The sequence below is a fragment of the Microbacterium sp. KKR3/1 genome, assembly GCF_021272365.1.
In the GTDB taxonomy this organism is placed as follows: Bacteria; Actinomycetota; Actinomycetes; order Actinomycetales; family Microbacteriaceae; genus Microbacterium; species Microbacterium aurugineum.
The window spans coordinates 743,652-767,312 of record NZ_JAJSDW010000001.1; the positions used below are offsets into that span (position 1 = coordinate 743,652).

19 protein-coding genes are annotated in these 23,661 nt (G+C 68.3%); 5 read left to right on the forward strand and 14 right to left on the reverse strand.

The window, feature by feature from the left end; all coding sequences use genetic code 11:
- Window positions 1-46 precede the first annotated feature (46 nt).
- Complete coding sequence (locus LVJ59_RS03645; RefSeq protein WP_232762029.1) at window positions 47-2,146, forward strand: S9 family peptidase; 2,100 nt, start codon at window positions 47-49, stop codon at window positions 2,144-2,146.
- Between the two features lie 65 nt (window positions 2,147-2,211).
- Here LVJ59_RS03645 and LVJ59_RS03650 read toward each other — a convergent pair whose 3' ends face one another.
- From LVJ59_RS03650 to truB, 6 genes are all read right to left on the reverse strand, one after another.
- The gene (locus tag LVJ59_RS03650) at window positions 2,212-3,240 is read right to left on the reverse strand and encodes a 6-phosphofructokinase (RefSeq protein WP_047519389.1); all 1,029 of its coding nucleotides are present in this window, start codon (window positions 3,238-3,240) and stop codon (window positions 2,212-2,214) included.
- A gap of 202 nt (window positions 3,241-3,442) precedes the next feature.
- Window positions 3,443-5,587, reverse strand: coding sequence for a DEAD/DEAH box helicase (locus LVJ59_RS03655; protein WP_232762030.1), 2,145 nt, complete (start codon window positions 5,585-5,587; stop codon window positions 3,443-3,445).
- Window positions 5,588-5,780: 193 nt separating this feature from the next.
- Window positions 5,781-6,731, reverse strand: a complete 951-nt coding sequence (locus tag LVJ59_RS03660; protein ID WP_047519360.1) for a bifunctional riboflavin kinase/FAD synthetase — start codon at window positions 6,729-6,731, stop codon at window positions 5,781-5,783.
- Window positions 6,728-7,165, reverse strand: coding sequence for a hypothetical protein (locus LVJ59_RS03665; protein ID WP_227991603.1), 438 nt, complete (start codon window positions 7,163-7,165; stop codon window positions 6,728-6,730). Before LVJ59_RS03665 ends, LVJ59_RS03660 begins: the two co-directional genes overlap by 4 nt.
- Window positions 7,166-7,221: 56 nt before the next feature.
- Complete coding sequence (locus LVJ59_RS03670; protein WP_232762031.1) at window positions 7,222-7,590, reverse strand: hypothetical protein; 369 nt, start codon at window positions 7,588-7,590, stop codon at window positions 7,222-7,224.
- Complete coding sequence (truB, locus tag LVJ59_RS03675; protein WP_232762032.1) at window positions 7,587-8,480, reverse strand: tRNA pseudouridine(55) synthase TruB; 894 nt, start codon at window positions 8,478-8,480, stop codon at window positions 7,587-7,589. The genes LVJ59_RS03670 and truB overlap by 4 nt, the downstream gene beginning before the upstream one ends.
- Window positions 8,481-8,595: 115 nt before the next feature.
- Here truB and LVJ59_RS03680 point away from each other — a divergent pair, with 115 nt between their 5' ends.
- Entirely contained in the window at window positions 8,596-9,474 is an 879-nt protein-coding gene (locus tag LVJ59_RS03680) for an A/G-specific adenine glycosylase (RefSeq protein ID WP_269816689.1), read from the forward strand.
- A 7-nt stretch (window positions 9,475-9,481) separates the two neighbouring features.
- Here LVJ59_RS03680 and LVJ59_RS03685 read toward each other — a convergent pair whose 3' ends face one another.
- The 5 genes from LVJ59_RS03685 to nusA all read right to left on the reverse strand — a co-directional run bounded on the left by LVJ59_RS03685 (window position 9,482) and on the right by nusA (window position 16,388).
- On the reverse strand, window positions 9,482-11,647 hold the full coding sequence (locus tag LVJ59_RS03685) for a response regulator transcription factor (protein ID WP_232762034.1): 2,166 nt from the start codon (window positions 11,645-11,647) through the stop codon (window positions 9,482-9,484).
- Window positions 11,648-11,720: 73 nt separating this feature from the next.
- The gene (rbfA, locus tag LVJ59_RS03690) at window positions 11,721-12,146 is read right to left on the reverse strand and encodes a 30S ribosome-binding factor RbfA (protein ID WP_021199404.1); all 426 of its coding nucleotides are present in this window, start codon (window positions 12,144-12,146) and stop codon (window positions 11,721-11,723) included.
- A gap of 93 nt (window positions 12,147-12,239) precedes the next feature.
- Window positions 12,240-14,993, reverse strand: a complete 2,754-nt coding sequence (gene infB / locus LVJ59_RS03695) for a translation initiation factor IF-2 (RefSeq protein ID WP_232762035.1) — start codon at window positions 14,991-14,993, stop codon at window positions 12,240-12,242.
- 94 nt (window positions 14,994-15,087) lie between these two features.
- Window positions 15,088-15,342, reverse strand: coding sequence for a YlxR family protein (locus tag LVJ59_RS03700; protein ID WP_081996981.1), 255 nt, complete (start codon window positions 15,340-15,342; stop codon window positions 15,088-15,090).
- 62 nt (window positions 15,343-15,404) lie between these two features.
- Complete coding sequence (gene nusA / locus LVJ59_RS03705) at window positions 15,405-16,388, reverse strand: transcription termination factor NusA (RefSeq protein ID WP_232762036.1); 984 nt, start codon at window positions 16,386-16,388, stop codon at window positions 15,405-15,407.
- A 130-nt stretch (window positions 16,389-16,518) separates the two neighbouring features.
- Between nusA and LVJ59_RS03710 the strand changes: the two genes are divergently transcribed.
- On the forward strand, window positions 16,519-17,874 hold the full coding sequence (locus LVJ59_RS03710) for an NAD(P)/FAD-dependent oxidoreductase (RefSeq protein ID WP_232762037.1): 1,356 nt from the start codon (window positions 16,519-16,521) through the stop codon (window positions 17,872-17,874).
- On the opposite strand, the gene LVJ59_RS03715 is transcribed toward LVJ59_RS03710, so the two are convergent.
- The gene (locus LVJ59_RS03715; protein ID WP_232762038.1) at window positions 17,843-18,883 is read right to left on the reverse strand and encodes a TIGR00730 family Rossman fold protein; all 1,041 of its coding nucleotides are present in this window, start codon (window positions 18,881-18,883) and stop codon (window positions 17,843-17,845) included. The genes LVJ59_RS03710 and LVJ59_RS03715 overlap by 32 nt on opposite strands.
- A 142-nt stretch (window positions 18,884-19,025) precedes the next feature.
- Between LVJ59_RS03715 and LVJ59_RS03720 the strand changes: the two genes are divergently transcribed.
- Entirely contained in the window at window positions 19,026-19,529 is a 504-nt protein-coding gene (locus LVJ59_RS03720) for a pyridoxamine 5'-phosphate oxidase family protein (protein WP_131492120.1), read from the forward strand.
- Window positions 19,530-19,546: 17 nt separating this feature from the next.
- Here the strand turns inward: LVJ59_RS03720 and LVJ59_RS03725 are convergent, their stop codons facing one another.
- Together LVJ59_RS03725 and LVJ59_RS03730 are read right to left on the reverse strand one after the other, a co-directional pair.
- Window positions 19,547-21,307 (reverse strand): proline--tRNA ligase, encoded by a 1,761-nt coding sequence (locus LVJ59_RS03725; RefSeq protein WP_232762039.1) that lies wholly within the window; start codon window positions 21,305-21,307, stop codon window positions 19,547-19,549.
- A gap of 37 nt (window positions 21,308-21,344) precedes the next feature.
- Window positions 21,345-22,115: an isocitrate lyase/phosphoenolpyruvate mutase family protein gene (locus LVJ59_RS03730; protein WP_047522617.1), complete on the reverse strand. Its 771-nt coding sequence runs from the start codon at window positions 22,113-22,115 to the stop codon at window positions 21,345-21,347.
- Window positions 22,116-22,200: 85 nt separating this feature from the next.
- Between LVJ59_RS03730 and LVJ59_RS03735 the strand changes: the two genes are divergently transcribed.
- Window positions 22,201-23,616 carry an RNB domain-containing ribonuclease gene (locus tag LVJ59_RS03735; RefSeq protein WP_232762040.1) on the forward strand — a complete coding sequence of 472 codons (1,416 nt, stop codon included), beginning with the start codon at window positions 22,201-22,203 and terminating at the stop codon, window positions 23,614-23,616.
- The last annotated feature ends 45 nt before the right edge of the window (window positions 23,617-23,661 follow it).

Sequence of the window (23,661 nt, forward strand, 5' to 3'; positions counted from 1 at the left end):
CACCCTCCCCCGCGCCGGTCAACTCGACCTGGGATAGCGTGGAACGGTGACTGACGCCCCGCTCGCTGCCCGCCGTTCCACCCTCCGCACGCATCATGGCGACACGTTCGACGACCCGTATGAGTGGATGCGGGCGAAGGACTCCGAGGAGGTCATCGCACACCTCGAGGCCGAGAACGCCTACACGGATGCGCAGACCGCCCACCTCGCCGCGCTTCGGACGAAACTGTTCGAGGAGATCAAGGCCCGCGTGCAGGAGACCGATCTCTCGGTACCCACCCGCCGAGGCGACTGGTGGTACTACAGCCGGACCGAGGAGGGAGCGCAGTACGGTATCCACTGCCGCGCTGCTGCCGACGCCGGCGAGTGGACTCCGCCCGTGCTCGAGCCGGGCGTCCCTGTTCCGGGTGAAGTGGTCCTCCTCGACGGGAACATCGAGGCCGAAGGGCATGAGTTCTTCTCGCTCGGCGCGTTCGACACGTCCGACGACGCCACGAAGCTGTTGTGGTCGACCGATTTCGAGGGCGACGAGCTCTACACGGTGCACGTGCGCGATCTGACGACCGGAGCGACCCTCGACGACGAGATCCCGAACACGGGCGGCGCCTTCTTCACGCCGGACGGCACCGGAGTCCTCTACACGACCCGGGACGACGCATGGCGGCCCGACACCCTGTGGCTGCATCGCCTGGGCACACCCGTCGCGGACGACGTCCGACTGTTCCACGAGCCCGATGAGAAGTTCTGGCTCGGTGCGGGGATCACACGAAGCCGGCGGTACCTCGTGATCGGCGTCGGCTCCAGCATCACGAGCGAGGAGTACCTGGTCGATCTGACCGGCGATCTCACCGCCGAACCGCGACTGGTCTGGCCGCGCCGCGAAGGGGTGGAGTATTCGATCGATCATGCGGTGGTGGACGGCGAGGACCGGCTGTTCATCCTCCACAACGACGGCGCCCTGGACTTCGAGCTGGTCTCCGTCGCGGCCTCCGATCCCCAGGGAGAGCGGCTCCCGGTCGTCGCGCACGAGGCAGGAAGACGGCTGCTCGGCATGGACGCGTTCCGTGACTTCGCCACCGTCGAGTACCGACGCGAAGGACTCGAGCGCGTCGGTCTGCTCGACTACCCCACGAACACCCTCGACGAGATCCCCTTCGACGAACCGCTCTACTCCGCGGGCGTCAGCGGCAACCCGGAATGGCACTCGCCGTTCCTGCGCCTCGGATACACGTCGTTCGTCACCCCGGGGACGGTGTACGACCTCGATCTCTCGAATCGCGACCTGATCCTGCGCAAGCAGGTCTCCGTCCTGGGCGGCTATGACCCCGCGGAGTACGGCCAGCGGCGTGAATGGGCGACGGCCCCCGACGGCGTGCGCGTTCCCATCTCGCTCGTGTGGAAGCGCTCGTTCGGCGAACCCGGCACGGAGGCGCGACCGCTGCACCTGTACGGGTACGGATCGTACGAGCACTCGATCGACCCCGGCTTCTCGGTCGCCCGGTTGTCCGAACTCGACCGCGGGGTGATCTTCGCCGTGGCCCACGTGCGCGGTGGTGGGGAGATGGGCCGTCAGTGGTACGAGGACGGCAAGCTCCTGCACAAGCGCAACACCTTCACGGACTTCGTCGCCTGCGCCGAGCACCTGGTCGCGACGGGTGTGACGACACCGAAGCGCCTGGTCGCCGAGGGCGGGAGCGCGGGTGGTCTGCTGATGGGAGCGGTCGCCAATCTCGCTCCCGAGCTCTTTGCAGGCATCCTCGCCGGTGTGCCGTTCGTGGACGCCCTGACGACGATCCTGGATCCGTCCCTGCCGCTCACCGTGATCGAGTGGGACGAGTGGGGCGACCCGCTGCACGGCTCGGACGTCTACGACTACATGAAGTCGTACTCGCCCTACGAGAACGTGAGAGACGGCGTCGAGTATCCGCGGATCCTCGCCGTGACCTCCCTCAACGACACGCGTGTCCTGTATGTGGAACCCGCGAAGTGGGTCGCACGTCTGCGAGAGGCCGGCGCCTCGGACGTCCTCCTCAAGTGCGAGATGGTCGCGGGGCACGGCGGCGTGAGCGGACGCTACAACTCCTGGAGGGAGCGCGCGTTCGAACTCGCCTGGCTGCTCGACACCCTCGGGCTCGCCGAGGACTGAACCGCCGTGGTGGGCGCCCCCGCGCGGGGGCGCCCCGCGCGGGGGCGCTCCCCCGCTGCGCGTCCTCAGCCGAAGAGGGCAGCGGCCTCGTCGTAGCGGTAGCGCGGCACCGTGTTCAGCTCGCCGAGAGCATCGGCGAAGGGCACCCGCACGATGTCGGTACCCTGCATGGCGACCATCTGACCCCAGGCGCCGTCGACGAGCGCATCCGCCGCGTGCAGACCGAGTCGTGTCGCGAGCACCCGATCGAACGCCGACGGCGATCCACCGCGCTGGATGTGTCCGAGGATCGTCGCCCGGGTCTCGATGCCGGTGATGCGCTCGATCTCGGGAGCGAGCATGTCGCCGATGCCGCCGAGCCGGGGACGGTTGAAAGCGTCGAGACCCTTGTCGCTGTAGGCCTCTTCCATGCCGAGGAGCTTGAATCCCTCGGAGACGACCACCAGAGGTGCGCGACCACGGTCGTGGGCACTGGTCACCAGCTCGGTGATGTCGTCGATCGACATCGGAACCTCGGGGATGCAGATGACGTGCGCACCGGCGGCCATGCCCGCGTGCAGCGCGATCCAGCCGACGTGGCGGCCCATGACCTCGGCGACCATGCAGCGCTGGTGGGAATCGCCGGTCGTGCGGAGGCGGTCCATCGCGTCGGTGGCGATGTTCACCGCCGTGTCGAAACCGAAGGAGTAGTCCGTGGCCTGCAGGTCGTTGTCGATCGTCTTGGGGACGCCGATGACCTTGATGCCGTCCTTCGCGAGACGGTCCGCAGCGGCGAGCGTCCCCTCGCCGCCGATCGCCACGATGCCGTCGATCTTGTGGCCGTACAGGGTCTTGGCGATGTTCTCGGCGCCTCCGCGCTCCCCCTCGTAAGGGTTCGTGCGGCTGGTGCCGAGGATGGTCCCACCGACCTTCGAGAGTCCCTTCACCTCGTGGCGCGTGAGCGGCATGAAGTCGCCGTCGACGAGGCCACGCCACCCGTCCCGGATGCCGACGAACTCCAGGTCGTACGTGGTGGTGCCCTTGAGCACGATGCCGCGGATGACCGCGTTGAGGCCGGGGCAGTCGCCGCCGCTCGTCAGGATGCCGATCTTCATGCTGGTGCCTTCAGACGTTCGGGTGATGGGGGAACAGGCGACGCTGCCTTCGATCGACACTAGTGCCCCCGCGCACTCGCGCGCCATTCGACGTCGACGAAAATCCCCGATCTTGACGTGGATGATCGAGGATATCGACGGACTTCCCGAGATGCCCGATATTCAGCGCCGAAGTGACGTTAAGAACAGCCGTTCTTGACGCCTACGCCGCACCGAGTGCCTGCCGCAGCAGGTGCATGAGTGCTGCCAGCTGCACCGGCTCCGCGGCCGACTCCTCCACGGCCTCGCCGTCGAGCGCCCGCGCCGCGAGGCCCTGCTTCTGGTCGATCAGCTCCGCGATCTTGGTGTCGATCGTGTGCGCCGCGATGATTCGCCAGGCGGTGACCGGCTCGTCCTGCCCGATACGGTGCACGCGGTCGATCGCCTGCGTCTGCTCGGCGGCGGTCCAGGACAACTCGGCGAGCACGACGTTCGAGGCCGCTTGCAGGTTGAGCCCGACCCCGGCCGCAGTGAGCGAGCAGACCGCGATGCCCACGGAGGGGTCACCGTTGAAGTCGTCGATCGCCTGCTGTCGCGTGGTCGACGACTGGTCGCCCCGGATCGACACCGCCCGGATGCCCGCGGCGGCGAAGTGCGCCTCCGCCTGATCCATCACGTCGATGTGCTTGGCGAAGAAGACCACCTTGCCGACCGAGCGCTGAAGCTGCGCCGCGTAGTCCGCTGCGAGGGGCGCCTTGGCCTGGCCGATGCGCCTGACCATGGTGAAGACGTTGTCTCCCCCGGTGCCGGCGGCCTTCGACTCCTCAAGTTCGTTCTGAGCGACGAGACGCACGATGTCCTCGTCGATCTCCCCGGGGACGAGTCCGCGATCGCCCCGCGCCTCGATGATGCGACGGTAGCGTGCGGCGAGCCGCTCCCCCAGCTCGCGCTCGGCCTGACGGATGCCGCGTCCGAACTCATCGTCGAGCTGCACGGGCAGGTCGGCGATCAGCTTGTCCGGGAGGTCGGCGGCGACATCCTTCTTCTTGCGGCGCACGATGCCCATCGAGATGACGGCATCCCGCGCCTCGGGGTAGAACGCCTTGTCGGCCGGAGTGAACCCGGTCGCGTCCAGCTTCTCCATGAGCTCGGGGCCCGGCTTCTCGCCGGTCGTCCAGCCCAGGAACCGCCAGATCGCGTCGAAGTCCTCGACGTCGTTGATCAGCGGGGTTCCGGTGAGCGCCAGCATGAGCGGATCGTGCCCCGGGGTGCGCTCGCGCACCTGGGCGGCGAGCGACAAGACGTTCTGCGACCGTTGTGAGGACAGGTTCTTGATGAAGTGCGCCTCGTCGACGACCATGCCGCGCAGACCGATGGAGGCGAGCCACGACATGTGCCGGTCGAGGATCTCGTAGTTCACGATGAACACGTCGGCGAACGCATCGATGTCGTCGCCGTCTCCCTGGATCACCGTCGCACGGCGCTGCGGAGTCCAGCGTTCGACCTCGCGCGCCCAGTTCATCTTCACGACGTTGGGCACGACGACGAGCAGCGGATACGCACCCGCGACGGACGCGGCGAGCACCGACTGCGCCGTCTTGCCGAGGCCCGGCTCATCAGCGAGCAGGAAGCTGCGGTGCCCCGCTTTGACCGCTTCGAGGAATCGGGACTGGTGCACCATGACCTCGAGGCCCTTGGGCGAGATGTGGTCGAACTCCGGCGCAGGCGGGAGATCCATCGATGCCGCGGATCCGCCCGCCCCCGTCTCGAAGGCCTTGTACAACGGGCCCATGAGCTCCCAGCCGTCGAGACGACGACGCGGGGTCGCCGCCGCACGCGGCGTCAGGTCGGGGGCGAGGAACGGGTTTGCCAGCTGACGCGCCTCCACCGAGGGCGGGGTGACCTGTCGCTCCGCGATCGCCGCGGGCACGACGGAGACCTGCACGGGCGCCGCATCGGCGATGATCAGGTCTTCGGGAGCGAGCTCAGCACCGGATTCGAGCAGCCAGTCACGGCGCATGCGCTTGGCCACCGGCGACGTCGCCTGGTCGGCTTCCAGCAACTGGATGAGCGACGTGTCGCGCGCAGCGGTCTTCGCGAGAATCGTGGCGACACCGTCGAGCCGTTTGAGCAGCTCGACGCGCGCGGGATCCCCGATCTCAGCGTCGGCCTTCACCCGCGCACGTTCTTCGCGCACGAGGAAGGCGATCACCTGGAACTTCACCCGGTTCGTCGGACCGAGCTTCCCCCGCTGAGACTTGGCCTCGATCTCACGCACCTTGCGCGCGAGGATCGGGATGAGGGGTGCCTCGTCGTCACGACGGGACGTCTTCTTTCGCCGCGTGGCGGCGGTTGCCGTGGTCGGCATGCTCCTCCTGAGCGTGAAGGCTCCGGCTTCCCCAGGAAGCCATGGGCCGTTCTCGTTGTCCGCGTGTGGCGTGAGCCAGGACCGTACGAACAGTGGATCTTCTTCCCGTCGAGGCACGCGAGAAGCGTGAGAATCGGCGGGAGCCGTCTCCCATTCTATGTCATGGTGCTCGCGTCGCGAAGATTTCGGACGATCAGGAAGTCACGTCGAGCGCGCGGGCGGCATCGGTGACGTCGGCGGCCATCTGCTCCATGAGCTTCTCGATCCCCTCGAACGCGACCATTCCCCGCAGTCGCTCGACGAATTCGACGCTGACATCGTGTCCGTAGAGATCCAGCCCGGTCTCGCCGAGCACGTGCGCCTCCACCTGCCGCACGAGGACATCATCGAAAGTGGGGTTGGTCCCGACGGAGATCGCGGAGGGGTGCCGGATACCGGTGTCATGATCCACGAGCCATCCCGCGTACACGCCGTCGGCCGGGACGAAAGCATCGACGATCGTCGAGAGGTTCGCGGTCGGGAACCCCAGCTCTCGCCCGCGCTTGAGTCCGTGGACGACCTCGCCCCGCACATCCGGGTAGCGGCCGAGCACGGTCGTCGCTGTCGCGACATCGCCCTCCATCAGCAGCTCTCGGATCCAGCTCGACGACACGCGCCGCGCGGAGCCGGGGAGGTACACGTCGTCGACGACCTCGACGGAGAAGCCGTGCTCGGGCCCGAGCTCGCGCAGGAGGTCCGGCGTGCCCGCTCCCCTGTTCCCGAACCGGAAGTCCTCGCCGACGAGGACCGTGGAGACTTCGAGCGCACCGACGAGGATGTCGGTGACGAAGTCATGAGCGCTGCGGGCGGCGAGTTCCTCGTCGAAGGTGAGCACCAGAGTCGCATCGATGCCCATTTCGCCGAGCAGTTCGAGTTTGCGCTCGACCGTGACGACGTTCTCCGGGCATCGGTCCGGACGAAGGATGGCCAGGGGGTTGCGGTCGAACGTGACCACGACGGCGCGGCTGCCGCGGGCTGCAGCGGCTTCGTTCAGTCGGGCGATCACCGCTCGGTGGCCGGCATGGACGCCGTCGAACTTTCCGATGGCGACCGCACTCGGTCCGAAGCCGTCCGGGATCTCCTCCGGACTGCGGAACACGATCACGCGTGGACCTCGACCGATCGCGGGGCGTCGACGGGTCGGTGCGTGCGCAACCACCAGACGCCGAAGATCGGGAGCACCAACGGGACGAAGAGGTACCCGCGCCCGAACAGCGACCACACCGTCTCATGTTGGAACAGCGCCGGCATCAGGACGCTGAGCAGACCAACCACGAGCACCCCGGTCAGTTCGAAGACGATCGCGATCCAGGCCACCGTGTACCAGCCGCGACGTCGGGCGAGGACGAGCGCGAGGGTCGCGAGGATGTAAACGACGGCGGCGAGTGCGGACAGCGAGTACGCGAGAGGTGCCTCGTCGAAGCGGCGGACGATCTGCACGAAGCTGCGTCCGGTGGCGGCCAGCGCCATCACGGCGTAGACGATCACGAGGACGCGACCGATGCCGGTCATCCGAGTGGGGGGTGCGGTGGAGCTCATAGCGCATTCCATCCTAGAGCCGCGGGAGGCGGCCGGACTCTGCCCGAGGTCTCAGCTCATGCGATCTGGACGGACCAGATGACCTGCATGCGCCACAGCATGATCGCGATGGCGAACGCCGCGACCCCGAGGATCACGGTGCTCCACCGGCTGCGCTCCATGAGCGCCCACAGCACGGCTCCTACGGGAAGCAGTGCGGCCGACACGAGGTAGACCCAGTACTCGAGCAGGTCTCCCGTCGGCGGGTTGCCGGCGAGGGGTGCGACGATCGCGACGATCACCTGGACGACCAGGAGGATCTCGACCAAGGCGAGTGCACCGACGCTGAAGTCGCTCGGCCGGCGCCCGATGAGCCCCGCGATGAGGCAGAAGACACCCGCCGCGACGGCCACGGCGACCTGGGCGATCGTGAACCACAGGATCATCGGACGGCCTCCGGCATGTTCATCGCACTCTTCAGGTCGGCTCCCCGCTTCTCGACGATGCCGACGAGGAGCCCGTCCTCGTCGATGGCGGCGGCGATCGGTCCGTCCAGGCGCGCGGCGTGGCCGGCGAGACGTTTGCCGTGCCGCAGGTCGCGCGCTTCCTCGGCCGTCATGTCCAGGACCGGGAGGATGCGCCGGGCCGCCTGCGCCGCGGTGAGAGTGGATGCTCCCTCGAGCGCGTCGACATCGACGGCGTCGCTCACATCGAACGGGCCGACCCGCGTGCGCCGCAGCGCGGTGAGGTGCCCGCCGACGCCGAGGGCCTGCCCGAGGTCGCGAGCGAGCGAGCGGATGTAGGTGCCGGACGAGCAGTCGACGATCACATCGAGATCGAGCGCTCCGTCGCTCCGCCGGCTCGCGATGAGGTCGAACCGGGAGACGACGACTTCTCGGGCGGCCAGGACGACCTCTTCCCCGGCACGCACGCGATCGTAGGCTCGACGCCCGTCGACCTTGATGGCGGAGACGGCGCTGGGCACTTGCGAGATCTCTCCGGTGAGGGCAGCGATCCCCGCGGCGACCGCATCGTCCGTCACAGCGTCCCACGCCTCCGCAGCGGCGGTCGTGAGGATCTCGCCCTCCGCGTCATCGGTGCCGGTGGTCTGGCCCAGTCGGATCGTCGCCGTGTAGGTCTTGTCCGCGCCCACGATGTAGGTCAGGAGCCTGGTCGCTCCCTCGATCCCGATGACCAGTAGCCCGGTCGCCATCGGATCGAGCGTTCCCGCGTGACCGACCTTCCTCGTTCCGAAGGCACGACGGGTGCGCGCGACGACGTCGTGACTGGTCAGCCCAGCGGGCTTGTCGACGAGGAGGATGCCGGGCGAGACCATCCCCCCAGCCTACCGAGGCCACAGCGGTCGACCGTTCGCGAGCCTCGGTCAACGGCGTCGTTCCGGGCACGGCTGCGCGCTCCCGTAGGCTGAGGGGATGCCCGGATCGCAGGCCCTGCCCGACATCGTGTCGCGCCTGTCGGACTGGTATCGGAACGCAGCGCGTGACCTGCCGTGGCGCCGGTCCGCGTTTCATGACGCATTCGGCGCCTGGGGCGTCCTCGTGAGCGAGTTCATGCTGCAGCAGACCCCTGTCTCGCGGGTCATCCCCCACCTCGAGGCGTGGCTGGCGCGGTGGCCGACCCCGGAGGCGATGGCCGCGGCATCCACGGCGGACGTCGTGCAGCAGTGGGCGAACCTGGGCTATCCGCGACGGGCGCTCTGGCTGCACCGTGCCGCGGTGGAGATCACGGAGCGGCACGACGGCATCGTTCCCCGAGATGTCGACGCGCTCCTCGCGCTCTCCGGCATCGGCGACTACACCGCCCGAGCGGTCGCCGTGTTCTCCTATGGAGACCGGCACCCCGTGGTCGACACGAACACGCGTCGCGTTCTGGCGAGGGCGATCGACGGCCGAGCCCACCCCGCGCCGCCGTCTCGTCGTGACCTCGCACTGATGGAATCCCTGCTCCCGGCTTCGGTGCCCGAGTCCGCGGTCTTCAACGCCGCGGCGATGGAACTGGGCGCCACGGTCTGCACGGCTCGAGCTCCGCGCTGCGAGCAGTGTCCTCTCTCCGCGACCTGCGCCTGGCTCGTCGCGGGCCGCCCCGACACCGGGGATGACCGACGACGCCAGGCATCGTACGAGGGATCGGACCGTCAGGCCCGCGGCCTCGTGCTGCGCCTTCTGCGGCAGGCGGCCCCCGACCCGGTGCCGCTGGTCGCCGTCCTGCCCGACTGGCCGGACTCGCCTCAGCGCGATCGCGCGATCGACTCGCTCATCGCCGACGGGCTCGCCGAAGCCGACGGCGAAGCCCTCTCGCTGCCTCGGTGACGACGCTTCAGAGGTGATGATCGGTGCGGTGTGCGAGCACCGTGAGCTCGACGCGGCTGCGGACGTCGAACTTCGTGAAGATCCGCCCGAGGTGCACTTCGACCGTGCGGACCGACACGTTCAGCATCTCGGCGATGTCCCTGTTCGGGGATCCACCGACGGCGAGCATCGCCACCTCGAGCTCCCGTGCTGTGAGCGCAAGCGACCATGCGGCGCGACACGCGGAGAGCGGATCGGCCGCCGGAACGATGCTCCCCTCTCTGGCGTCGAGCCGGTCGATGCGGTCGCGGATGGACCGTGCCCACGCGGTCGCCCCCGAGACCTCGAACAGACGCTCGGCACGGTGGAGGTGCACCCTTGCCGCGGCATGATCATCGTGGATCGCGTGCTGGGTTCCGAGCATGGTCTCCACTCTGGCTCGCGTGAACGGAGAGGCGAGCGTGCGTGCAGCCTCCGTCACGGCATCACGCTCCGAACGCCACCGAGCGTCCCCGGCCGTCGCAATGCGCACGCGCAGCCGCTGCGCGAGCGCGATCTCCGGCGGCTCGATCGAGCCGACCGTCATCGGGCGCGCCTCCACCGTGAGAGCGAGTTCGTCGAGCGCCGGCACTGACATCGCGGTCCGCGGTGACCCGAGCTCGGCCCAGAGTCGAACCGTGGCGGCGGCATCGTGGAAAGCGCCGGCGAGAAGCGACTGGATGCCCCGATCGACGAGCACATCGATCCGTGCCCCGTTCGGCAGGGCTGCCGTGAGTGAAAGCGAGAAGGGACCGAGTTCGCCGAGCACGGCGAGATCGAGACGGCGCGCGAGGACCACGCCCAATCCCGCGAACGGCAACGCGACCGGCAGCACGAGCGCGGCCTGGATCAGTCGTTCCCGCGCGAGGCCGATGTCGCCTCGCCACGCGAGCAGCAGGACATCGACGACCCGGCGGTACGCCTGGATGATCGGGCTGTGCTCGTAGCCGGGAACCAGAGGGTCCGGCGCGGAACCGATCGCCGAGTCGTCTTTGGCGAGGAGACGTCGCGCTCGATCGATGTCACCGTGCAACGCTGCGCGCAGGGCGCTCAGCATCCCGCCGCTCACCGGACCGGAACCCGCGACCTCATCGACGTCGCGCTCACCGGCGATGAGCCAGCTGAGGGCGATCGCCGGATCCCGCAGTTCACGCTCCGCACCGGTGCGGGCTGCCCCCTCGCGGAGGGCATCGAGCCACACCCGCATCCCCCGCCGGTCACCTCGCTCAGCGCACATCACTGCCACGAGTGCGCTCGCGCGTGTCCAATGTCGCCAGTCCTCCGGGTCATCCGTCTCCGGACGCAGCGAACTCGGATCGATCTCGGGCACCGCCCCCTGCGCGAGCGTCTGGGCGACGAGGAGTGCGCCGAGGCCTCGCGAACGCCGAGGGTCGGGAGTCTCGGAGTACAGTGCGTTCAACCATGCCGAGGCCTCGGATACGAAGCCGGCTGCGAGCGCCGACGTGCCTGCGACCAGACGCGCGTCGTCTCGGTCGCTTGCGGTGGCGTGGTCCGAAGCCTCGCGAGCGAGCAGCAATGCGCGCTCGGGATGGCCCGCGTCACTGAGTTGCCCGGCGATGTCGATGAGCTCGGGAGCAGCCGCAGGGTCGCCTTCGAGGGACGCCCGCGCATGATGCCAGTTCGCGCGCACCTGGTCGCCGCGCGCGCGGAAGACAGTGCTCAACCGCTCGTGGACGACCGCCGTGGTCGCGGCCGAGGAGGTGGCTCTGATCCAGATCGACAGGCGGGCATCGACGAAACGAACACGACCGGCATGCACGCGGAGGCGGTCGCCCACCGGAGCGGCCGCGACCTCTGATGCGGATCTCCCGTCGAACGCGAGCAGAGGTTCGAGGTCGTCCTCCAGGGACACCGAGAGCGCGAGGAGCAATTGCCGGTCCCGCGATTCGAGTTCCACAGTGTCGAACCTGCGGGCGATCGACGGGACCAACGGGAGCGGTGACGGCAATGGACGGTGTCCGTGTCTTTGCTCGGGCGTCAGACTCTCGACGACTTCGCGGACCGTAGGAGCATGCGCGTCGAGATCGACGGCGAGACCGGCAAGCACATGCGGTGCGCATGCGAGGTCCCGTTCGAGAAGCTCCTCGAGGATGATTCCCACCACCGCGGGCGCGACGAATCGCCCCCGCGCCATGCTCCGACCCACGATGCCGCCCCCCCAGCTTCGCGGGATCTGGTCCCGCGAAGCTGAGCGTATCAAACGGCGATCACTCCGCGTCGTCGTCCGTGCGGTACGGGTCGGCGTCGCCGGCATGCGATGCCGAGGACGCGAGCTTCGCGACGTCCGCATCCCGCTGCTGGGCTTCGCGGAGCAGCGCACCGATGTGATCCGCGTTCTCCGGAAGCGCGTCGGGGATGAATTCGAGCGTCGGCACGAGCCTGGTGCTGAGCTGCCGCCCGACTTCGCTGCGCAGCATTCCGGTGGCCGAGGTGAGCGCGGCACCGCTGGAGATGCGCTCTTCCTCCGTGCCGAGCACCGTGTAGAACACCGACGCGTGCTGAAGGTCTCCGCTCACGCGGACGTCGGTGATCGTGACGAAGCCGAGGCGCGGGTCACGCAGCCCCTTCTCCAGTCGTTCAGCGAGGATGACGCGGATGCGATCCGCGAGCCGAGCCTGTCGTTCGCCTGCCATTGTTCTCTCCCTGTACGGAAACCTCAGGGCGTCCCCCGCTCCGCGCCCCGAGGGGAGCGGTGCGACGGACGCCCGAGAGGTTGTTCGAATCGATCAGCCGCGAGGCTTCTCGACGAGCTCGGTCGTCTCGATCTCATCACCGATCTGGATGTCGTTGTACTTGCCGAGGCCGATACCGGCCTCGTAGTCCGTACGGACTTCGGTGACGTCGTCCTTGAACCGGCGCAGCGACTCGATGGCGAGTCCATCGGCGACCACGACGCCGTCGCGGATGACGCGAGCCTTGGCGTTGCGGGTGATCGTTCCCGATCGCACGATGACACCGGCGATGTTGCCGAACTTGGAGGAGCGGAACACCTCGCGGATCTCGGCCACACCCGACTGGACCTCTTCGAACTCCGGCTTGAGCATGCCCTTGAGCGAGCTCTCGATCTCGTCGATCGCGTTGTAGATGACGGAGTAGAAGCGGATGTCCACACCCTCACGGGAGGCACGCTCGCGCGCCTTCGTGTCGGGGCGGACGTTGAAGCCCACGATGATCGCGTTGTCGATCGTCGCCAGGTTCACGTCGGACTCGGTGATCGCACCGACACCGCGGTGGATGATGCGCAGCTGCACCGAGTCGTCGACCTCGATCTTGAGCAACGACTCCTCGAGCGCCTCGACGGCACCGGAGACGTCACCCTTGATGATGAGGTTGAGCGACTCGACCTTGCCCTCTTCGAGAGCACGGGTGAAGTCTTCGAGCGAGATGCGCTTACGGGCCTTGGCCAGCTGGGCGTTGCGCTCGACCGCTTCACGCTTCTCAGCGATCTGGCGAGCCATGCGGTCTTCCTCGGTCACGATGAAGACGTCACCGGCACGCGGCACGGAGTTCAGACCCTGCACCTGCACCGGACGCGACGGGTAGGCCTCGAGGACCTGCTCGCCGTTCTCGTCCGCCATGGCACGCACACGGCCGTACGCCGTACCTGCGACGATCGCGTCGCCGACCCGGAGCGTTCCGGACTGGATAAGCACTGTGGCGACCGAACCGCGGCCCTTGTCGAGCTTCGCCTCGATGGCGACACCACGAGCGGCCTTGTTCGGGTTGGCGGTCAGGTCGAGACCGGCGTCTGCGGTGAGCAGCACGGCGTCCAGCAGTTCCTGGATACCGGTACCGGCACGTGCGGACACATCGACGAACATGACATCGCCACCGAACTCCTCGGCGACCAGGCCGTACTCGGTCAGCTGCTGACGCACCTTGGAGGGGTTGGCGTCGGGCTTGTCGACCTTGTTCACCGCGACCACGATCGGCACGTTCGCCGCCTGCGCGTGGTTCAGCGCCTCGACCGTCTGCGGCATGATGCCGTCGTCGGCTGCGACCACGAGGATCGCGAGGTCGGTGACCTGCGCACCACGGGCACGCATGGCGGTGAACGCCTCGTGACCCGGGGTGTCGATGAAGGTGATCGCGCGCTCGATGTTCTCGTGCTCGGTCCAGACCTGATAGGCACCGATGTGCTGGGTGATGCCACCGGCTTCACCCTCGATGACGTTGGTCTGACGGATCGCATCGAGCAGTCGCGTCTTACCGTGGTCGACGTGACCCATGACGGTGACCACCGGCGGACGGATCTCGAGGTCGTCCTCGCTCTCCGCCTCCAGCTCGGCCTCGAGGTCGAGACCGAAGCCCTCGAGGAGCTCCTTGTCCTCGTCCTCGGGCGAGACCATCTGGATCTTGTAGCCGAGCTCGGCACCCAGGACCTCGAAGGTCGCCTCATCCAGGGACTCGGTGGCCGTGGCCATCTCGCCGAGGTTGAAGAGGATGGTGACGAGGGTTCCCGGCTGGACCGTATAACCGGTCAGCGTCTCGATCTTGTCGGCGAAGTCCGCGATCGACGCGCCGCGGCGCATGCGGATGGTCTCTCCGTTGCCGCGGGTGACGTTGACGCCACCGACGACCGGAGCACTCCGCATCTCGAACTCTTGCCGCTTCGCCCGCCGCGACTTGCGCTGCTTGCTCTTTCCGCCGCCCTTACCGAAGGCACCTGCGGTGCCGCCACCGGGACCACGGCCTCGGCCGCCGCCCCCACCGGGACGACCGGCGAAACCGCCGCCGGGACGCGCGCCGGGACCACCGGCACCGCCGGGTCCGCCGCCGCCGGGACGACCGGGACCGCCGGAGCGCTGCTGGAACGGAGCACCCGGACGACCGCCCTGACCGCCACGAGGAGCGCCGGGACGCGGCGAACCGGGACGCGGGGCACCCGGACGGGGTGCGCCGGGACGCGGCGCCTGCGGACGCGGGATGTTGCCCGGGGTCGGGCGCTGTCCCATGCCCTGAGCGGATGCGAAGGGGTTGTTGCCCGGACGGGGTCCGGCGGGGCGCTGACCCATCCCCTGCGCAGAGGAGAACGGGTTGTTGCCGGGGCGCGGAGCCCCGGGAGTCGGTGCGCCGCCCTCAGCAGGCTTCGCCGCCTCGGGAGTCGCTGCAGCCGGAGCCTCTGCCGCGGGGGCAGGCGCCGGAGCGGAGGGCGCGGGAGCCGCGGGGGCCGGGGCCTCCGGGGCAGGCTTGGGACCGGGCTTGGGACCCGGGGTCGGTGCCGGCTTGGCACCGGGCTTGGCACCGGGCTTGGCACCGGGCTTCGCCGCAGCGGGCTTCGCGGCGGGAGCGGCGTCAGCCGCAGCCTTGAGCGAACCGTCGGCCTCGATAGCCGCACGCAGCTTGCGCGCCACCGGCGGTTCGATGGTCGAAGACGGGCTCTTCACGAACTCGCCGAGTTCCTTGAGCTTTGCAAGTGCGACCTTGCTGTCGACGCCGAGTTCGGCGGCGATCTCATGTACGCGTGGTTTACCAGCCACAATTCTCCTGTCTGAGTCGGTCCACCCAGACAGGGCAGACCACTAGTCGCGGACGGGTCTCATTTCGAGCCGTTCACTTTGTTTCCATAGCTGTTCAGCCTTTGTTTCTTGGTGGATGCTGTTCGAAGTTCCGCGTGTCCAGCTGAGTGGTCACGCGCAGTGCTCGTCCGAATGCGCGGCGCCGCAGAGCGGCATCCATGCATTCGCGTGTCGGATGGACCCACGCGCCTCGCCCTGGCAGGACAGCACTCTCATCGACGATGAGGGTGTCGTTCTGGGACACCACCCTGAGGAGGGCGGAGCGGGGAGCACGCGTGCGACAACCGACGCACGTTCGTACGGGTTCCATCTTACACCTGCGTTTCGCCCCGCCCTGCCCGTACGCGGGGCGAGCCGGGAGTCCGGAGCCGTTCAGTCGAGGATGCTGTCCGGCTGGATGTCGATCTTCGCACCCGTGAGCTTGGCAGCCAGACGCGCGTTCTGACCCTCCTTGCCGATCGCGAGCGACAGCTGATAGTCGGGGACCAGCGCACGGACGGCCTTGGTTCCCGCGTCGAGCACGAACGAGCTCGTGACCTTCGCCGGCGAGAGCGCATGGGCGACGAAGACCGGAAGGTCGTCGTCGTAGTCGACGATGTCGATCTTCTCCCCCGCGAGCTCCTCGGTGACCGCGCGTACGCGCCGTCCGAGTTCGCCGATGCACGCGCCCTTGGCGTTGATCGACGGATCATTCGCCTTCACCGCGATCTTGGTGCGGTGTCCGGCTTCACGGGCCAGAGCCACGATCTCGACGAGACCGGCTGCGATCTCCGGAACCTCGAGGGCGAAGAGCTTGCGCACGAGTCCCGGATGCGTGCGCGATACCGTGATCTGCGGGCCCTTGAGCCCCTTGGCGACGCTCGTGACGTACACACGCAGGCGCGACCCGTGCGTGTACTCCTCGCCTGGGACCTGCTCCTCGGGGGGCAGGATGGCTTCGACGGCGCCGAGATCGATGTGGATCATGCGCGGGTTCGGACCCTGCTGCACCACGCCGGCGACGATGTCGCCTTCCTTGTCCTTGAAGTCACCGAGCACCACGTCGTCGGCGATGTCCCGCAGACGCTGGCTGATGACCTGCTTCGCCGCGAAGGCCGCGATGCGTCCGAAGTCGTCGGGGGTGGCGTCTTCCTCGCCGATGACGGCGCCTTCCTCATCCCGGACGACCTGGAGGACGGCGACGTGCCCGGTCTTGCGGTCCAGGTCGACGCGGACGCCCTCGGGGGTCACACCATCCTCGGACACGTGCTTGGAGTATGCGGTCAGGATCGCCTGCTCGATGATCGCGACGAGTTCGTCGAAGGGGATCGCCTTCTCCTTCTCGATCCCTCGCAGAAGACTCAGTTCGATGTCCATGACGGCCTCTCTATTCAGCTCTCGTCGCGCCTGTTCGCACGCGCGACATCCGTACCACGATACCCTGTGCCGACCGGCCCCTGCCACGGCGGCAGCGGAGGCGGCCGAGGACCGGCCCGAGGAGGACCACGTGAGCGCATTCGACACCATCGTCATCGGTGCAGGCATGTCGGGGCTGACGAGCGCCCGCATGCTCGCAGACGCCGGCCAGCGCGTCGTCGTCCTCGAAGCACGGGACCGCATCGGCGGACGGATGCACACCGATCGGAGCGCGGGGTTCCCCGTCGACCTCGGCGCATCATGGATCCACGGGATCGACGGCTCTCCCCTGTGGAACCTCGTCCAGGCCCTTGGTGTCCCGACCATCGAGTACACGGTGGGCAGCTTCCAGGTCGGCGGGCGACCGATCGAGAACTTCGACGGCGAAGGGCGGGCGATGGATGACACCGCCACCGCCCAGTGGATCGCGGATGTCGATGAGGCCGATCGCCTGCTCGTCGAGGAGATCGCGGCATCCTCCTCGGGTGACACGTACCTCGACGTCACCGAGCGGGCCCTCGATCGTTCCGGGTTCTCGCCCGAGCGCATCGATGAGATCCGTGAGTTCTTCCGCCACCGGGTGGAGGAGCAGTGCGGCGCCTGGATCGGCGACCTGGATGCGCACGGCCTCGACGAGGATGCCATCGAGGGCGACGAGGTGATCTTCCCGCGCGGGTACGACGAACTCCCCCGGCGCATCGGTGCCGGGCTCGATGTCCGCACCGAGACGCCGGTCTCACGCGTGACCCGCTCGACGGCCGGCGTGGTCGTGCAGGCAGGCGACACGGAGTACACCGCTGACCGCGTGATCGTGACCGTGCCACTCGGCGTGCTGAAGGCGGGAACGATCGAGTTCGAACCGGCGCTGCCGGACGCAGTCGCAGGCCCGATCGACCGGCTCGGCATGGGGGTCTTCAACAAGATCTTCCTGCAGTTCCCCGCACGTTTCTGGAACGACGAGAGCTACGTCATCCGCGCTCTGGGCGAGGCCGGGGAGCACTGGCACTCCTGGTACGACGTCTCCGCCGTCAGCGGACTGCCCACGCTACTGACCTTCGCGGCCGGCCCCTTCGGGCGGCACATGCAGGAGCTGCCAGACGAGGAGGTGGTCGCTGACGTCCTGCGCGCCCTCCGCAGCCTGTACGGCGACGCGGTCGGCGAACCCCGCGCCCACTGGATCACGCACTGGGGGCCGGATGCGTTCTCGAACGGCTCCTACTCGCACCTGGCGGTGGGATCGACGCATCACGACCACGATGCCCTGGCCGGTCCGGTGGACGACGTGCTGCATTTCGCGGGCGAGGCCACCTGGGGCGACGAACCCGCGACGGTCGGCGCCGCCTTCTACTCCGGGCACCGAGCGGCGGAACGGATCCTCGGCCGCACCGTCGACCTCGGCGAGTTCGCCGCCGGCATCACCACGCGGGAGCAGAAGGCAGGGCGTTGATCGCCCCGATCAAACGGAACAGGTTTCCGACCTGGCGTTGATCCAAGTGGAGCGCCAGTCGCGGCAGTTCGAGTCGGTCGTCGTCGGCGACCTCGGGCTGCCGTGGATTCGTCCTCTCGATACGCCCCGAAGCCAGCATCGCGGCGAACTGCTCGTTGAGCGCTTCGACCTCGGCATCCGTCGGCTCTTCCCGCAGGCGCAGGATCAGCGCGTCGCCGACCCACCGCAGCGAGTCGTAGTTGTGCCAGAAGCCGGTGATCTCCGCGCGCGCCTCCTCCACGGAGTCGGTGATCACGACACGGTCGAAGTCCCCCTCCGAGATCACGCCGGTCGGAGCAAGGTGGTCGTCGATGAAGCTGCGCAGCCCCTGCCAGAACGTCCCGCCCGGCTGATCGAGGAGCACGATGGGCGTGGGCTCCGCCTTGCCGGTCTGCTGGAGGGTGAGCAGCTCGAACATCTCGTCGAGTGTGCCGAAACCGCCCGGGAGGCAGATGAAACCCAGCGACTCCTTGATGAGCATCAGCTTGCGCGTGAAGAAGTACTTCATCGCGACCACGTGATCCTGACCGGCGACGAAGCCGTTCGGCTTCTCCTCGAAGGGCAGTCGGATCGACACACCGAGCGAGAGCGCGGGCCCCGCCCCTTCGGACGCTGCCTGCATGATCCCGGGTCCTGCGCCGGTGACGACCATCCAGCCATCACCGGCCAGTGCCGCGGCGACATCGCGGGCGGTCAGGTACAGCGGATCATCCTGCCTGGTGCGCGCCGAACCGAAGACGGTGACCTTGGGCACGCCGCGGAACGGGGCGAACAGCCGGAAGGCGTCGCGCATCTCCGCCAGCGCCGCGGAGGCGATCTTCAGGTCGAGTCGGTCGGCACCGTCCTCACCCAGCAGGATCGCGGTCCGCAGCATCCGCATCACCAATCGTCGATCGGCGTGCACACCCGCGTCGTCGAGGACGGTGTTGATCTCGGCACTGAGCGCTTCCGGCAGAGGTTCGTCGTTCATGCCCCCAGCGTGTCATGCGGCGCGAGGAGTGGGGGCCGCAACGCCGGGCACCGGACCGACACGGTCGGTCATCCCCTGAGCACGACACCGCGGCGGTGTCAATGCCCGTGACCACCACCCCGGCAGCGGGCACGCTGATGCCATGACGGAGATCACAGGACCCGAAGCCCTCGCCCGCGTCGCCGAGCTCGTGCAGGACATCGACATCACGATGCTGACCACCACGGATGACGAGGGCAACCTCGTCAGCCGGCCGATGTCGACCCGGCAGATGGACGATGCCGGGGACATCTGGTTCTTCACGGCTGAGGACACCGAGAAGGTAGACGAGGCTCGACAGAACCACGACGTCGGGCTCGCATACTGCGATGCCAAGGGAATGCGGTACGTGTCCGTCGCCGGGACAGCTGAGATCGTGCACGACCGCGCCAAGATGGAGGAGCTCTACTCCGCGTCACTGGAGATCTGGTTCGCCGACGGCCTCGACACACCGGGAATCGCGCTGCTCAAGGTGACACCGAAGGTGACGGAGTTCTGGGAGCCCGCCAAGGGCAAACTCGCTCTCGCCGCGGGGGCACTCAAGTCCCTCGTCACCCGCGATACACCGGATGACGACATCATGAACCACGGCCGCATCGTCTGCTGACGACGCGGCCGCGGGTCTCACCGCGAGGCCGTGAGACGCTCGACGACCTCGTCGACCGAGATGGCGTCGCGGGCACCGGTCGCCCGGTCCCACAGCTCGACCTGCCCCTCGGCCGCGCCGCGTCCGACGATCACGATCTTCGGCACGCCGACGAGCTCGGCATCGCCGAACTTCACTCCCGGCGACACCTTGGGGCGGTCGTCGTAGAGCACGTCGAACCCGGCGGTCTCGAGCTGAGCGGAGAGGCCCTCAGCGACGTCGAACGCGACCTGGTCACGACCGGCTGCGACGACCTGCACGTCGAACGGTGCGATCGAGGCCGGCCAGATGAGACCCTTGTCGTCGTTGTTGAGCTCGGCGATGATCGCCAGGATGCGGGTCACACCGATTCCGTAGGAGCCCATCGTGACGGTGACGAGCTTGCCGTTCTCGTTCAGCACCTTCAGGCCCAGCGCCTCGGCGTACTTGCGGCCGAGCTGGAACACATGACCGATCTCCATGCCGCGCGCGAGCTCGACGGGGCCGGATCCATCGGGAGCCGGGTCTCCGGCACGCACGTTCGCGATCTCGACGATGCCGTCGGCGGCGAAGTCTCGTCCGGCGACGACGGAGTGAGCATGCTTCTGGTCGATGTTCGCCCCGGTGATCCAGGTCGTCCCCTCGCTCACACGCGGGTCGACGAGGTAGCGGATGCCGGTCGCGGACTCCTCGCCCAACACGGCGCCGGTGGGTGACCACGGGCCGATGTAGCCCCGCACGAGGAGCGGGTTCTTCTCGAAGTCCTCGGCCGTGGCGGTCTCGACCTCAGCGGGAGCGAACGCCACCTCCGCACGCTTCTCGTCGACGTCGCGGTCGCCGGGGATGCCCACGACGACCAGCTCACGGGTCCCGTCGAGATGGGTGAGAGCCAGAACCACGTTCTTGAGGGTGTCCGCCGCCGTGTAGTCGCCGTCGAGTTCGCGGTTACTGTGCGCCACCAGCGTCTCGATGGTCGGGGTGTCGGGTGAGTCGAAGATGACCGGCTCTGCGTCCGGGTCGAATTCGATCCCTTCGGGCACCGCGGTCGTGAACGCCTCGACGTTGGCGGCGTATCCGCCCGCGCTGCGCACGAACGTGTCCTCTCCGACCGGCGTCGGGTGCAGGAACTCCTCGCTGCGGGAGCCCCCCATCGCGCCGGCATCCGCCTGGACGATGGCGTACTCGAGACCGAAACGCTGGAAGATGCGCTCATAGGCATCGCGCTGCGCCTGGTAACTGACGTCCAGACCCTCGTCGGAGGAATCGAACGAGTAGGCGTCCTTCATCGTGAACTCGCGGCCACGGAGCAGGCCGGCCCGCGGACGCGCCTCGTCACGGTACTTGTCCTGGATCTGGTAGATCGTGAGCGGGAGGTCCTTGTACGACGAGTACAGGTCCTTCACGAGCAGCGTGAACGCCTCCTCGTGGGTCGGAGCGAGGAGATAGTCGCCACCCTTGCGATCCTGGAGTCGGAAGAGCAGGTCGCCGTACTCCTCCCAGCGACCGGTCGCCTCATACGCCTCACGCGGCATCAGTGCGGGGAAGTGGACCTCCTGCGCACCGGCCGCGGCCATCTCCTCGCGCACCACGGACTCGATCTTCGCCTTGACGCGCAGACCGAGTGGCAGCCACGCGAAGATCCCGGCGGCCTGCGGCCGGATGTACCCGGCCCGGATCAGCAGCCGGTGGCTGGCGACCTCTGCGCCTGCAGGGTCTTCGCGGAGCGTGCGGAGGAAGAAATTCGAAAGACGAGTGACCACGGAGCAAGTCTAGTGAGCCGTGGTCACTCGTCTCGCGTCAGTTGAGCGCGGGGAGGTTCGCGGGGACGACCCCACCGGCGTACAGGTCGGCCGCGAGTTCTTGCAGGGCGGTGAGAGCGACCCGCTGCGGAAGAGGACCGTAGGAGATGCGAGCGACGCCGAGCTTCTCGTACTCCGAGGCGGCGAGCGCTCCCGGAAGACCGATGACGCTGACCTTGCGCTCGCCGATGCCCTCGACGAGCTGACGGGTGACGTTCATGTCGAGGATGCCGGGGACGAAGACCGCCGTCGCACCGGCGTCGAGGTAGGCACGACCGCGCTGGATGGCATCGGCGACGCTCTCCTTCACGGAACGCCCACCGGCACGGACGAAGGCGTCGGTGCGCGCATTGAGGGCGAAGGGCACTCCTTCGCCCTCTGCCGCCTTGACGATCGCCTCGACGGCAGCGACGGACTCGTCGAGCGGCTTGAGCCGATCCTCGACGTTGGCACCGACGACACCGGCAGCGATGGCGAGACGCGCGGTCTCCCCCGCGTCCCCGTAGCCGTCATCGAGGTCGGCGGTGACGGGAACCTGCACAGCGGCGGCGATCCGCCCGACCATGTCGATCATCACCTCTCGCGGCGTGGCTCCGTCCTCGTAACCGAACGAGGCGGCGATGCCGTGCCCCGCGGTGGCGAGCGCCTTCGTCTCCGGGAGCGCGGCGACGGCCTTCGCGGAGACGACGTCCCACACATTCACGACGCGGAGGATCTCCGGAGCGTCATAGAGTCCGACAAGAGTCTGGGCCTTGGCTGCAGTGGTCATGTAACCACGGTAACGCGACCCGCGGACGGTCGGGTCGGCTCCAGAGGATCCGGCATCGATGAGGGAGCCCGCATAGTGTGGAGCCATGCCGCAGCGCCGATCGCATGTGTCCTCCTCCGCCACTCGGAGCGAGCTCGCGGCCGCCCTGGCCGCGCTCCGGGAGTCTTCGGAGGCGCCGCTCGAATTCCCACCCGAGGCGCTCGCCGAAGCAGAGACCAGCACCGCGACCGCCCCGGAGCTCGACCTCCGGGACGTGCCGTTCGCGACGCTGGATCCGGCGGGTTCCCGCGACCTCGACCAGGCGTTCCACCTGGCTCGTGCGGGCACCGGCTACACGGTGCGCTACGCGATCGCCGACGTTCCGGGATTCGTCGTGCCGGGCGGAGCGGTGGACACCGAGGCTCGACGCCGCGGACAGACGCTGTACGCGACGGACGGGTCGATCCCGCTGCATCCTCGAGCACTGAGCGAGGATCGCGCCTCACTGCTCGCAAACGTCGACCGCCCTGCGCTGGTCTGGACCTTCAACCTCGACGAGGCGGCCTCGGTGCAGGACTTCCGCCTCGAACGCGCACTCATCCGCTCTCGCGCCCAGCTCGAGTACGTGACCACGCAGCAGGTGTTGGACCGTGGCGACGACGGACCCGCGGCTCTGCTGCCGGAGATCGGAGCGCGGCGCCTCGAGCAGGAACGGTCACGGGGCGGGGCGAGTCTCAACCTCCCCGATGAGGAGGTCGTCCAGGGTGCGGACGGCGCGTATTCGATCGAACGCCGCAGCCCTCTCCCCGTCGAGGAGTGGAACGCTCAACTGTCCCTCATGACGGGGATGGCGGCGGCGTCACTCATGCTCGACGCCGGGATCGGTGTCCTCCGCACCATGCCGGAACCCGACGACGCGGCCTTCACCACGTTCCGGCACCAGACGGTGGCCCTCGGGCGACCGTGGACGTCAGGAACCTACGGGGAGTACCTGCGCCGTTTGGATCGCGCCGACCCCGTCACCCTCCCGGTGCTCGAAGCCGCAGCATCGCTTTTTCGCGGCGCAGGGTATGTCGTCTTCGACGGAGCGCCCCCGACGGACACGGTGCAGGCCGCGATCGGCGCTCCCTACGCGCACGCGACCGCTCCCCTGCGCCGACTCGTCGACCGCTGGACCCTCGTCATCTGCCTTGCGGCATCGAGTGGCGCTCCGGTACCGGAGTGGGCCCGCGCGTCGCTTCCCGAACTCCCTGCTCTCATGCAGGAGTCCGGTCAGCGCGCGTCGCGGCTGAACTCGACGACGATCAACACCGTGGAAGCCGCGCTGCTCGTTCCGTTGATCGGCACGACGATCGAGGCGACGGTCATCGAGTTGCGCGGTGAGCGAGCGAGCGTGCAGATCGCCGACCCCGCGGTGACGGCGACAGCGCCCGTTCCCGCCGATGTGAAGCCGGGAGACATCGTGCGCCTGCAGGTCGTCCGCGCGGACATCGCCGCGGCCGAGGTCGAGTTCGCCGTCTGAACGAGCCTTGAAGTGTGTCATCACACTGGTACATAATGTATCAGC

Coding starts and splice junctions, on each gene's coding strand:
- LVJ59_RS03650 (WP_047519389.1), bottom strand. CDS start 3,240: ATGAAGATCGGCATCCTGACGAGCGGCGGCGACTGCCCCGGCCTCAAC.
- LVJ59_RS03655 (WP_232762030.1), bottom strand. CDS start 5,587: ATGCCGACCACGGCAACCGCCGCCACGCGGCGAAAGAAGACGTCCCGT.
- LVJ59_RS03665 (WP_227991603.1), bottom strand. CDS start 7,165: ATGAGCTCCACCGCACCCCCCACTCGGATGACCGGCATCGGTCGCGTC.
- LVJ59_RS03670 (WP_232762031.1), bottom strand. CDS start 7,590: ATGATCCTGTGGTTCACGATCGCCCAGGTCGCCGTGGCCGTCGCGGCG.
- truB (WP_232762032.1), bottom strand. CDS start 8,480: ATGGTCTCGCCCGGCATCCTCCTCGTCGACAAGCCCGCTGGGCTGACC.
- LVJ59_RS03685 (WP_232762034.1), bottom strand. CDS start 11,647: ATGGCGCGGGGGCGATTCGTCGCGCCCGCGGTGGTGGGAATCATCCTC.
- rbfA (WP_021199404.1), bottom strand. CDS start 12,146: ATGGCAGGCGAACGACAGGCTCGGCTCGCGGATCGCATCCGCGTCATC.
- LVJ59_RS03700 (WP_081996981.1), bottom strand. CDS start 15,342: ATGGAACCCGTACGAACGTGCGTCGGTTGTCGCACGCGTGCTCCCCGC.
- nusA (WP_232762036.1), bottom strand. CDS start 16,388: ATGGACATCGAACTGAGTCTTCTGCGAGGGATCGAGAAGGAGAAGGCG.
- LVJ59_RS03715 (WP_232762038.1), bottom strand. CDS start 18,883: ATGAACGACGAACCTCTGCCGGAAGCGCTCAGTGCCGAGATCAACACC.
- LVJ59_RS03720 (WP_131492120.1), top strand. CDS start 19,026: ATGACGGAGATCACAGGACCCGAAGCCCTCGCCCGCGTCGCCGAGCTC.
- LVJ59_RS03730 (WP_047522617.1), bottom strand. CDS start 22,115: ATGACCACTGCAGCCAAGGCCCAGACTCTTGTCGGACTCTATGACGCT.
- LVJ59_RS03735 (WP_232762040.1), top strand. CDS start 22,201: ATGCCGCAGCGCCGATCGCATGTGTCCTCCTCCGCCACTCGGAGCGAG.